The sequence below is a fragment of the uncultured Sphingomonas sp. genome (assembly GCF_936927845.1).
Lineage (GTDB): Bacteria > Pseudomonadota > Alphaproteobacteria > Sphingomonadales > Sphingomonadaceae > Sphingomonas.
Window position 1 is genome coordinate 1 of record NZ_CAKZHV010000055.1, and the last position, 11,832, is coordinate 11,832.

General features: G+C 65.3%; 14 protein-coding genes. 8 read left to right on the forward strand and 6 right to left on the reverse strand.

All coding sequences use genetic code 11. The features are described from left to right. The 3 genes from Q0579_RS07420 to Q0579_RS07430 all read left to right on the forward strand — a co-directional run. The coding region (locus Q0579_RS07420; protein WP_298810693.1) for a hypothetical protein at nucleotides 1-181 on the forward strand (181 nt) is incomplete at its 5' end. A 21-nt stretch (nucleotides 182-202) separates the two neighbouring features. Then, complete coding sequence (locus Q0579_RS07425) at nucleotides 203-406, forward strand: hypothetical protein (RefSeq protein WP_298810696.1); 204 nt, start codon at nucleotides 203-205, stop codon at nucleotides 404-406. Next, entirely contained in the window at nucleotides 400-543 is a 144-nt protein-coding gene (locus Q0579_RS07430; protein WP_298810699.1) for a hypothetical protein, read from the forward strand. Before Q0579_RS07425 ends, Q0579_RS07430 begins: the two co-directional genes overlap by 7 nt. Nucleotides 544-587: 44 nt before the next feature. On the opposite strand, the gene Q0579_RS07435 is transcribed toward Q0579_RS07430, so the two are convergent. After that, nucleotides 588-1,097, reverse strand: coding sequence for a hypothetical protein (locus Q0579_RS07435; protein WP_298810701.1), 510 nt, complete (start codon nucleotides 1,095-1,097; stop codon nucleotides 588-590). A gap of 138 nt (nucleotides 1,098-1,235) precedes the next feature. Here Q0579_RS07435 and Q0579_RS07440 point away from each other — a divergent pair, with 138 nt between their 5' ends. Continuing rightward, nucleotides 1,236-1,694, forward strand: coding sequence for a hypothetical protein (locus Q0579_RS07440; RefSeq protein WP_298810707.1), 459 nt, complete (start codon nucleotides 1,236-1,238; stop codon nucleotides 1,692-1,694). Between the two features lie 47 nt (nucleotides 1,695-1,741). Continuing rightward, nucleotides 1,742-1,930 carry a DUF6771 family protein gene (locus tag Q0579_RS18290; RefSeq protein ID WP_366522278.1) on the forward strand — a complete coding sequence of 63 codons (189 nt, stop codon included), beginning with the start codon at nucleotides 1,742-1,744 and terminating at the stop codon, nucleotides 1,928-1,930. A 944-nt stretch (nucleotides 1,931-2,874) separates the two neighbouring features. Here the strand turns inward: Q0579_RS18290 and Q0579_RS07445 are convergent. Further along, nucleotides 2,875-3,876: a ComEC/Rec2 family competence protein gene (locus tag Q0579_RS07445; RefSeq protein ID WP_298810710.1), complete on the reverse strand. Its 1,002-nt coding sequence runs from the start codon at nucleotides 3,874-3,876 to the stop codon at nucleotides 2,875-2,877. 100 nt (nucleotides 3,877-3,976) lie between these two features. Here Q0579_RS07445 and gltX point away from each other — a divergent pair, with 100 nt between their 5' ends. Genes gltX through Q0579_RS07460 form a run of 3 tightly spaced genes read left to right on the forward strand, consistent with a single transcriptional unit; the run spans nucleotide 3,977 to nucleotide 6,898 of the window. Then, nucleotides 3,977-5,392 carry a glutamate--tRNA ligase gene (gene gltX / locus Q0579_RS07450; RefSeq protein ID WP_298810813.1) on the forward strand — a complete coding sequence of 472 codons (1,416 nt, stop codon included), beginning with the start codon at nucleotides 3,977-3,979 and terminating at the stop codon, nucleotides 5,390-5,392. Between the two features lie 12 nt (nucleotides 5,393-5,404). After that, on the forward strand, nucleotides 5,405-6,688 hold the full coding sequence (locus tag Q0579_RS07455; RefSeq protein WP_298810725.1) for a citrate synthase: 1,284 nt from the start codon (nucleotides 5,405-5,407) through the stop codon (nucleotides 6,686-6,688). 6 nt (nucleotides 6,689-6,694) lie between these two features. Next, nucleotides 6,695-6,898 (forward strand): hypothetical protein, encoded by a 204-nt coding sequence (locus Q0579_RS07460; RefSeq protein ID WP_298810728.1) that lies wholly within the window; start codon nucleotides 6,695-6,697, stop codon nucleotides 6,896-6,898. Nucleotides 6,899-7,766: 868 nt separating this feature from the next. On the opposite strand, the gene Q0579_RS07465 is transcribed toward Q0579_RS07460, so the two are convergent. From Q0579_RS07465 to Q0579_RS07480, 4 genes are all read right to left on the reverse strand, one after another. Beyond that, nucleotides 7,767-9,104, reverse strand: a complete 1,338-nt coding sequence (locus tag Q0579_RS07465) for a HAMP domain-containing sensor histidine kinase (protein WP_298810731.1) — start codon at nucleotides 9,102-9,104, stop codon at nucleotides 7,767-7,769. After that, nucleotides 9,101-10,213, reverse strand: a complete 1,113-nt coding sequence (locus Q0579_RS07470; RefSeq protein ID WP_298810734.1) for a DUF2336 domain-containing protein — start codon at nucleotides 10,211-10,213, stop codon at nucleotides 9,101-9,103. Before Q0579_RS07470 ends, Q0579_RS07465 begins: the two co-directional genes overlap by 4 nt. 36 nt (nucleotides 10,214-10,249) lie before the next feature. After that, nucleotides 10,250-11,416: a hypothetical protein gene (locus Q0579_RS07475; protein ID WP_298810736.1), complete on the reverse strand. Its 1,167-nt coding sequence runs from the start codon at nucleotides 11,414-11,416 to the stop codon at nucleotides 10,250-10,252. A 61-nt stretch (nucleotides 11,417-11,477) separates the two neighbouring features. After that, nucleotides 11,478-11,771: an Hpt domain-containing protein gene (locus tag Q0579_RS07480; RefSeq protein ID WP_298810737.1), complete on the reverse strand. Its 294-nt coding sequence runs from the start codon at nucleotides 11,769-11,771 to the stop codon at nucleotides 11,478-11,480. Between the last annotated feature and the right edge of the window lie 61 nt (nucleotides 11,772-11,832).

Consider the following 11,832-nt stretch of genomic DNA (forward strand, 5'->3'; position numbering starts at 1 on the left):
CTTTTTCGACGCCGATCACCCCGCTACCGGGGTCCCTTTTCCACGCCGATCCACAATCAGACAATGGGCTGAGCGCCTAGGCTGCGAGAGCGAGACACTGCGCTGGCACTTGGCGCAGGGTAAGACGATGGCCGAGACAATCGCCTCCATGCGCTACTTCAAGAACCGCACTATCCACTGATAACGAGAGGAGAAAACTCCCATGCAATACGAATTGAACCTTGAACTGCACCACAGTGCCATCGAGCGCTTGACCGCGCGGGTCAAACAGCTTGAGCAAACGCTTGCTGATCTAGTCGAGAGAACGAGCCGCGCAGAGTTGCAAAAGGACTCAAGCGCGCTCGTCGGAGCGATCAACGAGGCCATCGCGAAGGTCGACGCATTCACGAAGCCACCGCAATGGTGATGGCGGTCGAGATACCAATCGAAGAACAGGAGCAGATGCTACGCGACAGCATCGTGACCCTGCTCTCCCGCGATCCACTCTGCCCTGTTGCCCAGCTGCTGGGGCAAGCCATGATGGACCTCTACAAAGCCTCATAACGGCTTGACCCGTTGTCATGCCGCCATTGCTGCAAAGCCAGCGATCAAGTCCGGCGTCGGATCATCTCAAAGGCAGCCGCTTTCTCGCGCTCGATAAAGGTTCTGCAATCCGGCCCTGCTTTAACGCCGATACTCTTTGCGAAGGCCCAGATGTTTTCCGCCGCCGTGTCTGTTAGCGTCCGCGTCCCCTCAGGAACAACGAGGACGCTAAGCATTGGAAGCTCGTGATCGACGCAGTAAGCGCCAACCTTCGCCAAACCGTTAGTCACCTGCTTCTGCGAGTAGTGCCCTTTGAAGGGCTCGCCTGGCCGGAAGGTTCGCCATAGCTCTACGTATGAAACCTGGTGGTCTTCTGACCCACTTGCCAGACGTATAATCGCGTCTACCATTGCCGTGGGTTCAAAGTCGGATCGCGCTCGACGGCTCTGCTCGTGCGTAGCTTCCGCAAGCGACCATTTGCCGCCTTCGGTTTTGTTCAACCGGCGATAGTTCGCAACCAAGCTACTCAGCTGCTCGTCGCTTAGATCCGCTAGACCGTTCAAATCCGTATTCATTGAAGTTTTCTACTCTACGGCCACGCCGCTGCCAAGGATCGCCGCATCGCTCGTACAGCTCGAATCCTCTTGCCGAATCGTTCCTGTTCGAGCGCATGAATAATGACGCACTGAAACCACCGGCTGCAAAGCTAGTGGATGAAGGGCAAGACAACATCAAACATCCAGCTTTACAAAAGTGAATACTACGCTTGGCGAGACGCCCGAAACCGAACGACTAATCCCGAACATAAACGATGGAAGGACTACGGTGGTCGTGGAATCACCATGTGTCAAAGCTGGCAGCAATCTTTCGATGCTTTCTTGGCTGACATGAAGTCAAAGGGTGATCCAAGCCTTTCTCTTGATCGCGTCGACAATGAACGCGGTTATGAGCCTTCAAACTGTCGATGGGCTACTGCCGCGCAACAGGCTGAAAACAGGCGCACCCGGAAGGACGCACACCTTCTCACTATCAACGGCGAGACTAAGCCATTGGCAACGTGGGCGAAGGAAAGCGGCCTAAACGGTGGAACTATCAAGTACCGACAGACCAAATTGGGCCTGACTGGTTCAGCGCTCCTCGCACCGGCTGACCCTCGCTATCAAAACAGGTGATTATCAGCCTCTTGCCGAATCATGTTCCCGTTTTGTACCTTGGGCAGATGGAACGGCTCGACCCCTCAACGCTCGCCAGCACCATCCTCACTGCGCCCGGTTGGGTGCGAGTCGGCATAACCGCGCCGGTGCAGCGCATAAGGGAGCAAGCGGCACACGAACTGGCGCGCGCTATCTGCGAGACTGTCCACCCGGCCATAGCCGACGACCGTAGCCAGCTTCCCCTACCGCTGTGACGTGTCGGCCAATACCCGGCTGGACAGCCTACACGATCTAATCAGGCACAACGCTAATCTGCGCGTCACCTGTCGATGCGGTAAGGTCCACATCTTCGATGCACGCCGGCTCTGTCGCTATGCGATGTGCCGGGGCTGGAACACGCACCTTGAGGCGCTTGGCAGCTATCTACGTTGTGATCGGTGCCACCGGCGCGGACCCCATCTGAAAGCCGTCAACGATCCGCCGACACCGGCCGACACCTTTCCGCGCACGGAAGAACAGTGGAAGCAGCTGGTCAAGCGCATGAGGGGCTGAGATTCGCGAAAAATTGCGACAAACTAGAATTTGACTCCTATATCGCGCGGTAGGCAGCGGATCGCCATTAATCATGCTACGGTTCGCAAATGAAAATTGCTGCTTCTTACCCCGTTACTGAGACGCATCGATCATTTGAGCTATTCGAGCAGAGCGATTTTGACCGACTGATCGAATTAGCGAGAGTTTGGCTAGCCGATCTCGCTTTGCGGAAACCTGCAACGTGCGGCGCGTATGCCGACCAAGTTCTGATGACGTGCCTCGCTCAGGGAGGTGCGCGTCACTACCTAGACCGGGACCGTGGCGTTAAAGATCTAGACGTGTGGACCTTTTTCCGAGCACGGGCAGACGGGGCTTTCCCAAGCAGGACCGTCTGGAAGCGTGACTTTGGGCAGTCCCGATTCGGAAAGCATCCCGAAGATGTTGGCTACCAGGGGCGCAGAGTCGATCTAATCGGTCGTTCGATCCAGTGCGCCGACCATGAGCAGCCGGCCGTCGCCGTCTGTCGATGGCTGGAGGGATCGTCGGCTAGTGCGCTCGAGTTGAGAAAGGCACCCGTACTGGCTCTGGTCCACGGCAAGAAACCAATCGTTATTTGGAAGCCGAATACCCTGCTGGAAGCGGGAGAAACATGAGTGTTTGACTCCTACAACGCACGGGTCAGCCAGGTGTAGCCGATCGCCGCCGCCGCCGCTGCGGCACCGGCGAGCAGCGGGACTCGCCCGGTCAGCGCGAGCGCGGGCGATAGCGCGAGCGCGCGCAACGCCAACGCCATGACGATCCCCACTACCGCGGTGATGTGCAGCCCGCTGACCGAGAGCAGGTGCGCGAGGCCCGCGCGCCGCATCGCCTCGGCATCTTCGTCCGCGATTGCGCCGGTGTCGCCGGTCGCGAGCGCCGCCGCGATGCCGCCCGCGCTCCCTGGCAAGCGCGCCTCGATGTATCGGGTCAGTCTGGCGCGGATGCCCTCGCCGCCGACCGGCGCCCGCGTCAGCACCGTCACTTCCAGCGCACGACCGGTTGCGCCCAATCCCTCGAACCACGCGACGCGCGCGAAATCATAGGCACCCGGCACCGCCGGCGGTGCAGGCGGCATCAATCGTGCACGCACTCGCACGCGGCTCCCCTCCGTCCAAGCGGTCGGCACGTCATCCTCATCGACGTTAACCCGCACGTGGGTCGGCATGTCGTCGCGCGCGACCCCGTCCCATGTCTCGACCGCGATCCACATGCGTACCAGATCGCGCGCGGGCAGCGGCTGCATCCGCGTCACGCGTCCCTCGACGCTGGTGATCGCCGCGCGCGCGAGCACCGGCGCGCGTACCGCCTCGGCGCGCCACCAGATCAGCCCCAGCCCCAGCGCAAAACCGAATGCCGCCACGCCGACCACCACCGCACCGCGTCCGCCGCGTGCGGACGCGAGCGCGGCAACGCCGACGCCTAGGCTGGCGAGGAGCGCGGCGCTCCAGCTCCGTGCGTCGGGCAACACGAACCACGCGGCCACCCCTGTCCCAAGCGCCACGGGCAACCACAACACCAGCTGGTGGCGTTCCGCCTCCAGCCAACCTTCCCACGCACCACGCCACGCCGCCGCGATTTGAAGCGGGCGCTGCGCTTTGCTAGGGGCGGTCGCGGCTGAACTGGCCATCACATTCCTCGCAGCCTGGGAGCAAGCGCGCTTGAGCGCAACCACCAACTCAGACGCCCCCGCGGCGCCCGCCGACACGACCGCGAACACGCCCAAGGTCGTGACCCGCTTCGCGCCATCGCCGACCGGTTTCCTGCATCTTGGCGGCGCGCGCACGGCGCTGTTCAACCTCCTCTACGCGCGTCACCACGGCGGCACATTCCGGCTGCGGATCGAGGATACCGATCGTGCGCGCTCGACCGAGCCCGCGATCGCGGCGATCCTGAACGGCATGCGCTGGCTCGGGCTCGATTGGGACGGCGAGGAAGTCTATCAATTCGCCCGTGCCCATCGGCACGCCGCGGTCGCGCATCAGATGGTCGAACACGGCCACGCTTACCGCTGCTACATGACGCAAGACGAGATCGACGCGATGCGCGCCGAGGCGCAGGCCGCGAAGAAGCCGCTACGCATCCGATCCCCTTGGCGCGACCGCAGCGATGGTCCCGCGGACCAGCCGTTCGTCGTGCGGCTCAAGGCACCGACGGAAGGTGCGACGACGATCCACGACCAGGTGCAGGGCGCGGTGACCGTTCAGAACGCCGAGCTCGACGACATGGTCCTGCTCCGCTCCGACGGCACGCCGACCTACATGCTCGCGGTCGTCGTCGACGATCACGACATGGGTGTGACCCACGTTATTCGCGGTGACGACCACCTCAACAACGCGTTCCGCCAGTTGCCGATCTACCGAGCGATGGATGCCATTGAGGGCGGCTGGCCCGATCCGATCTATGCGCACATCCCGCTGATCCACGGATCGGACGGTGCCAAATTGTCGAAGCGGCACGGCGCGGTCGGGATCGAGGCGTACCGCGACGAACTCGGCATCCTGCCCGAGGCGCTCGACAATTACCTGCTCCGTCTCGGTTGGGGGCACGGCGACGACGAGATCATCGCGCGCGAGGATGCAATCCGCTGGTTCGACCTGTCGGGCGTCGGCAAGAGCCCGTCGCGTTTCGACCTGAAGAAGCTTGAGAACCTGAACGGCCACTACATCCGCGCCGCCGACGATGCGCGGCTCGCCAGACTCGTGGCGGACCAGCTCGGCCTAGGTCACGATGGCACAGCTTCAGCCAAACTCGAAACAGCAATGCCCGCGTTGAAGCCGCGCGCCGCCAACATCAACGAGCTGGCCGATGGCGCCGCCTTCCTGTTCGCCGAGCATCCGCTCAGCATCGACGAAGCCGCCGCGCCGCTGCTCGGCGGTGACGCACCGGCGCTGCTCGCGCGGCTCCACAGCGCGCTTGACGCAGTGCACAACTGGGATACGGAGACCACAGAGGCCGCGGTGCGGCAGGTCGCCGAGAATGCGGGCGTCAAGCTCGGACAGGTGGCCCAGCCGCTCCGCGTCGCATTAACCGGACGCAAGACGTCGCCGGGTATCTTCGACGTACTCGTTCTTCTAGGACGAGAGGAAAGCCTGGCCCGGATCGCGGACCAAACCACCGGCCAACCATCCGGCCCGCGGGCCTGACAGGAGACGATCATGACCGACACAGCCAAGTTCGAACTGGCGGGCAAGGACTTCGACTATCCCGTGCTGTCGGGTTCGGTCGGCCCCGACGTGGTCGACATCCGCAAGCTCTATGGCCAGACCGGCGCCTTCACCTACGACCCCGGCTTCACCTCGACCGCCTCATGCCGGTCCGAGATCACCTATATCGACGGTGACGAGGGCGTGCTGCTCCACCGCGGTTATCCGATCGGCGAACTGGCCGAGAAGTCGAGCTTCATGGAGGTCGCGTACCTGCTGCTGAACGGCGAGCTGCCGTCGCAGGACGAGCTCGACGGGTTCAGCCGCACGATCAGCCGCCACACGATGGTGCACGAGCAGCTCGCGACCTTCTTCCGTGGCTTCCGCCGCGACGCGCACCCGATGGCGATCATGTGCGGCGTGGTCGGCGCGCTGTCGGCCTTCTACCACGACTCGACCGACATCCACGATCCGCAGCAGCGCATGATCGCGTCGCATCGCCTGATCGCCAAGATCCCGACGATCGCGGCGATGGCGTACAAATATTCGGTTGGTCAGCCGTTCCTTTACCCCGACAATTCGCTGTCCTACACCGGCAACTTCCTGCGCATGACGTTTGGCGTGCCAGCGGAGCCCTATGAGGTGAACCCGGCGATCGAGCGCGCGATGGATCGCATCTTCATTCTCCATGCCGACCACGAGCAGAACGCGTCGACTTCAACCGTCCGTCTCGCGGGTTCGTCGGGTGCGAACCCGTTCGCGTGCATGGCGGCGGGCATTGCCTGCCTGTGGGGTCCGGCGCACGGCGGCGCGAACGAGGCAGCGCTCAACATGCTGCACGAGATCGGCACGCCCGACCGCATCCCCGAGTTCATCGCGCGCGCCAAGGACAAGAACGACCCGTTCCGCCTGATGGGGTTCGGTCACCGCGTGTACAAGAACTACGATCCGCGCGCGACCGTCATGCAGAAGACGGTGCGCGAGGTTTTCGAAACCTTGAACGTGTCGGATCCGGTGTTCGAGACCGCGCTGCGGCTGGAGGAGATCGCGCTCTCCGACGATTATTTCGTCGAGAAGAAGCTTTTCCCGAACGTTGACTTCTATTCGGGCGTCATCCTGTCGGCGATCGGTTTCCCGACCAGCATGTTCACCGTGCTGTTCGCGCTCGCGCGCACCGTCGGCTGGGTCGCGCAGTGGAACGAGATGATCACCGACCCAGATCAGAAGATCGGCCGTCCGCGCCAGCTCTACACGGGACCCACGCAGCGCAGCTACGTGCCCGTCGGCGAGCGTTGATCTGAGATGCCACGGCTCCGGCCGATCCTTATCGTCCTCGGCGTGGCGTGCACGCTCATGGGCGTGCTGTGGATCGGCCAGGGTCGCGGGCTGATCCACTGGCCCGCGTCGAGCTTCATGCTCGATCAGCGCGTCTGGACCGATTACGGTGCCGCGCTGGCGGTGGCGGGACTGTTGATGATCCTGCTGGCGCGTCGCTTGGAGCGATAGGTGCTGTCGAAGGGCCGGCGCATGGTCGCCCGCCAGCGTATGTACCCGGTCATCAACTTACCGCGCGACACCAGCTAAAAGGTGCAGGAGTAGAACGTCTGCTTTTGGCATGCAGACATCGGCCAAATCGCGCGTTTTGGTAGGAAGCAGCCCCTCTCATCAAGCAGGTGGCGCGAGGCTATTGCGCCCGCGTAGCAATCCAATTGAACAGGAAGTTGCGGTTCTCCGCCCAGGTCTGGCCTTCAGCATGATCGCCTCGGAGGCATACAGATGTATGATATGGACCGTTCCCATCGGAGGTTCGGAAACTAGCACAGGTCCGCCCGCGATCTACTTTCCAGCGACCTTTCTCAATTGTGCTTTGATAGAACAGCCCGCTTACCGTCCCGTCGGGGTTGAGCGTCAGCTGCATAGGTCTGCTATATGGCTGGTCTGGTTTAACCGACGAATCGACGGTCCAATTCCCAGACAGAGCCGGTGGGTTCGAAACCGTCGGAGCGGCTTGCGCCGCCAAAGCTAGATAGATCGCGAGCATAATCTGTTTACCTCGCCGGGGTCATGCCGCGAGCAGCATGTTGTCTATTAAGAGACGCGCTGACAAGGCGCTTGAAGGTCTGCATTGGGTGAAGCCGACCTTGGAGATGCACCCTCATCGTGATCCCGGCCGTGCTCGGAAAGTCACACAAAGGTCACACCCCCATGCGCGCGCGCGCGTGCGTCTGTTTGGCGCGATGTCAAAGAGCGATCTGGTCGTCGCAGGATGCTGGGCTGTAGGACAGCACCACCGCTGCCGAGCTAAACACGTTGCGGACGAGCAGAACAGCCGTGTTCGCGCGCTCACGAGGCCACGCACTCCGCCGGTGCAGGGTCACTCGCCAGCCGGCAGCCACAACAGGAAACGCGCGCCCATGCCGATCGCGCTGTCGACGGTCAGGTCGCCGCCCATCGCGCGCGCTAACCGCCGCGCGATGTAGAGGCCGAGGCCGCTGCCGCCTGCCTCGCTCGCGTCGACGCGTTCGAACTTCTCGAAGATACGTGCCTGATCGGCCTCCGCTATTCCCTTGCCCTGGTCGGCGACGATCACCACCGCGCGGTCGCCCTCGCGTTGTGTGCGCAACCAGATCGTCGCGCCCTCCGGCGAATAGCGCACCGCATTGCCGATGAGGTTCACGAGGATTTGGAGCGTGCGCCGGAACTCGCCGCGTGCGGGCAGCGATTGCTCCAGACCATCACGGTCGATCGTCACGCCCGCGTTCGCCGCGCGAACCTGCAACAGCCCGGCCGCGCGGCGCACCACGTCGGCCAGATCGATCGGCTCGTCCTCGACCGTGAAATCCTCGCGCTCGATCGCTTCCAGATCGACCAGATCGTCGACCAATCCGAGCAAGTGCCGCCCCGCGCTAGCGATATCGGCGGCGTAATCGGCGTAATGCGGGTCGATCGAGCCATCGACCGCGGCGTTGATGCTGTCGGCGTTGGCAACGATCCGCCCGAGCGGCCCGCGCAGGACCTGATCGAGCCGCGCGTTGAACGTCTCGACGACCGGCTCGGGCGGCGTCTCGTCGAGCAGATAGGTGCCGCCGACGAAGCCGTCAAAGCCGCCCAGCGGATCGCGCCGGACCGAGCCGGCCAGGAAGACGCGCACACCGCTCTCGCGGATCGTCGCCACTTGACGATCGAAATCAATCCGCTCGGCAACCGCATCAAGGATCATGACATTGCCATCCTCGTCGGGCTCCATCGCGAACAGCCGGGTGAGCGGGCGCGACAGCGCGGCAACTGCGTCGAAGCCGTGGCGCACGCCGGCCTGTTCGTCGATCCGCGTCACGCGAAGGTCGGCATCGACCTCCCATTGCCAATCGGCGCCGGGCGGCGGCGGCAGGGCCGCGACCGTGTTGGCGCTGGTCGGCGCGCGCCACGCCGGACGCTCGCGCAGCACGGAGACGGCAAGCGAGGTGCCGCCATCGCCCGGCGTCGCCTTGATCCAGCAATCGAGGTCGATCTCACCGTCGGCGATCGTCACGCCGCGCGCAATCAGAATGCGCAGCCGCCGCGCGAGCCGCGCCAGCGTATTGAACTGCGGCACGGCCAGCACGTGCCCGCGGCTGCCGCCCGCGCGCTCGTTGATTGCAACGAAGCCTTCGTCGGCGTCTATCAACCGGTCCTCGCGGTCGAGCCGCGCATGCAGGATCAACGGCTCGCTCACGCCGCCCCGCCCGCCGATGGGCTACCGAGCGATGCGCCGCCCAGCGACAATGCGCGGACCGCCTGGCGGAAGTCGCGGGTGAGCATCAGCGGTGCGATCACCGCACCTGCCTGCTCCGGCGCAACGCCCGACGCGGCATCGATCGCGTCGGGCAGTGCCTCGACATCACGCGTGCGGTCGGCCTCGCCCAGCGCCCAGCCGATCCGGGCAAGCACGTCGCGCTCCATCCCGAGCGCGCGCAACGCGATCCACAGCCGCTCACCGTCGGGTTCGAGCGCGAGCGCGCGCGCTTCGTCCATCTCGATGCCGAGAGCATGCGCGAGGAAAGCCGCGAACAGCGTCAACCGTCCTTCGGTCAGCGCCTCGATCAGCAATCCGGGCAACCGTTCGACATCGGCGTCGATCGCCGCGGCGAGTCGGTGCGCGGCGACGATCGTGCCTGCGGCACCGTCGAAATGCGCGATCCGCTGCATCGCGGCGTCGACCAGCGCGCGATCGGCGATGACCGACACCCCGCCCAGCCGCTCGCGCAAGGCGGCGGCGATCCACCAGACGAGCTGGTGGTGCAGTTCGGCGGGCAATTCGGCCCGGCGCTCCTCGGCGGGCGCGCGGCGGCGGCTGTCGGCAAGGAGGTAGTCGATCGCGGCGTCGCGCACCATCGGATCGTCGTGGTCGCGCAACCGTGCGAGAAGGCCGGTCGTGACGCCGGGTGCGCGATTGGCAATCAATGCCTCGTCGATCAGGTCAACACGCGCCTGCGCGACGATCTCGTCCATCAGCGCGCGGTCGCGCAGCAGCCCCGAATCGATCAGCCGCGCGAGCACGCCGGCGTTGTGCGCTGCCAGCGCCTTTGCCGCTGCCGCTTCGCCGCGGCCCGCAAGCAGGCGCGCGGCGGCGGCGGAGACATCGCGCTCAATCGCGGAAACGCTCGCTTCCACCATCGCGCCGATCAGCGCGCGGGCGCGATCGTCGAGCCTGTCCTGTTCGACGCGGAAGAAATCCTCGATCGCGGCGCCCAGCCGGCGACCGGCGCGGCGCTCGGCTGCCGCGGCGCGCAGCGCTAGCTCCGCGGCGGACACGTCGGGCAGCGAGGATGGGGAGAGCGACATGGTGTCGGCATCTATCGCGGTTTCGTTAAAGCCGCGCTAAGCGTCGGCGCGGAGCGCCTCGATGGCTGCGGCAAGCGTCGCGGTCGCGTAGAGCGCCGCTGCTGCCAGTCCCCATTGCGGCAAGCCGAGCAACGCCCCCGCGGTCACCACGCTCAGATAGGCAGGCGCCCCGCCCCACCAGCGCCGCCGCGTCGCGGCGCGCGCCGCCCGCTCGACAAGGCCGCCCGCGACGATCAACTGCACCGCGACGAGCAGCGCAACCGTGCCCGTCCCGCACCCGAGCAACAGCACCGCGAGTGCGGGCGCGACGAGCGATGCAACGCGCAGTCCGCGCTGCACCTCCGCCTCGTCGCGGAACAGGGCGAGCGACCCGGCCAGCTCGCCGACGATCGTCGCGATTAGCAAAGCGACCAGCCCCGATGCCCGCCATCCAGCGTACAACCCCACCAGTCCGGCGAGCGCGAGCACGCCCCCCGCGCTGGCCACCGCCATAGTCGCCACGCCGCGCCGCGCGACCTCGGGCACCGCCAGTCGCGCGATCGGGCGCAGGATCACGCGATCGAACCAGCTCGGCCGCGACGCCATCGAGGCTGCGAGCACCGCGCGCCCGCGCTGATCGAGCGCGCCGGCACGGTGCTCGATCCCGTGCCCTTGGCCGATTGCGTCCGCGGGCAGTTCGACCCGCTCGGCGCGCGCCTGCGCCAGAACGTGGAGCAGCGTCGATTGCAGGTCGTAGTCGGCGGGCATACCGGCGGCTTCCGAGAGGCGGCGCGCATCCATCCGCGCGAGTCCAGCCCAGGCCACGCCGCCACCGATCCGCTCGAATTCCATGCCGGCCGCCGCCTCGGGCACGACCAGCAGCGTGTCGTCCTCTTCGCTGGCGAGCGCGCTCACGACCGCTTCGCTCGTCACCAGACCGTCGGCGATCACCAGCACGCGCGCGAGCGGGTGGAGCTTGCCGAGCGCGTCGGTCGCGCTGCGCACCGCATCGACCGCAACGCCGCGTTTGCCGACCCGCGCCAGCGCACCGATCAGCTCGGGCGTCAGGCGGGAGACGATGACGACGATCTGCGACGCGCCCGCCGCGATCAGCAATCGTGCTTGATATTCGATCAGGCTCGCGGCGGCGAACGGCAGCGTTGCCGTCAGCGTGCCCGGACGATCGAGCGCCTCGCGTGTCGCAAATAAGAGGCCTGCCAGCATTTGCGGCTGTTACGGCGGCAAGCAGATGCGGGCAACCCGCCAGCCGCTTGGCGGCGCGCGCTTACAATCGTGCGATATTGCGGCGGATCAGGCGCAACGCGCGCGCGTCGCCCGCGAATACCGCCGCTGCCTGATCCGCCAGAGCGGCGAGGCGCACCGCACCGAAACTCGCTGCCAGTCCACGCAATCGCAACAACGCGTCGCGCCAGCTACCATCGTCGCCGGCCTGTTCAAGCACGCGGAGCGCGGCGTGCGCGCTGGCGATGAAGGCGGCACGCAAGTCCGCGATCAGCGCCGGATCGTCACCGATTGCGGCGGCCAATGCGTGATCGATCGCGCCCGGGTCATATGCCATGCGGCGCATGATAGCCGCGGTTGGTTAACATGGTACCTACCGAGCGGACGCGCTGCGCGAC

Bases quoted from the DNA above. Each gene is read 5' to 3' on its own strand.
- Q0579_RS07455 (WP_298810725.1), top strand. From the start codon at position 5,405: ATGACCGACACAGCCAAGTTCGAACTGGCGGGCAAGGACTTCGACTAT.
- Q0579_RS07435 (WP_298810701.1), bottom strand. From the start codon at position 1,097: ATGAATACGGATTTGAACGGTCTAGCGGATCTAAGCGACGAGCAGCTG.
- Q0579_RS07440 (WP_298810707.1), top strand. From the start codon at position 1,236: ATGAAGGGCAAGACAACATCAAACATCCAGCTTTACAAAAGTGAATAC.
- Q0579_RS07425 (WP_298810696.1), top strand. From the start codon at position 203: ATGCAATACGAATTGAACCTTGAACTGCACCACAGTGCCATCGAGCGC.
- Q0579_RS07480 (WP_298810737.1), bottom strand. From the start codon at position 11,771: ATGGCATATGACCCGGGCGCGATCGATCACGCATTGGCCGCCGCAATC.
- Q0579_RS07475 (WP_298810736.1), bottom strand. From the start codon at position 11,416: ATGCTGGCAGGCCTCTTATTTGCGACACGCGAGGCGCTCGATCGTCCG.
- Q0579_RS07430 (WP_298810699.1), top strand. From the start codon at position 400: ATGGTGATGGCGGTCGAGATACCAATCGAAGAACAGGAGCAGATGCTA.
- Q0579_RS07460 (WP_298810728.1), top strand. From the start codon at position 6,695: ATGCCACGGCTCCGGCCGATCCTTATCGTCCTCGGCGTGGCGTGCACG.
- Q0579_RS07470 (WP_298810734.1), bottom strand. From the start codon at position 10,213: ATGTCGCTCTCCCCATCCTCGCTGCCCGACGTGTCCGCCGCGGAGCTA.
- Q0579_RS07445 (WP_298810710.1), bottom strand. From the start codon at position 3,876: ATGGCCAGTTCAGCCGCGACCGCCCCTAGCAAAGCGCAGCGCCCGCTT.
- Q0579_RS18290 (WP_366522278.1), top strand. From the start codon at position 1,742: ATGGAACGGCTCGACCCCTCAACGCTCGCCAGCACCATCCTCACTGCG.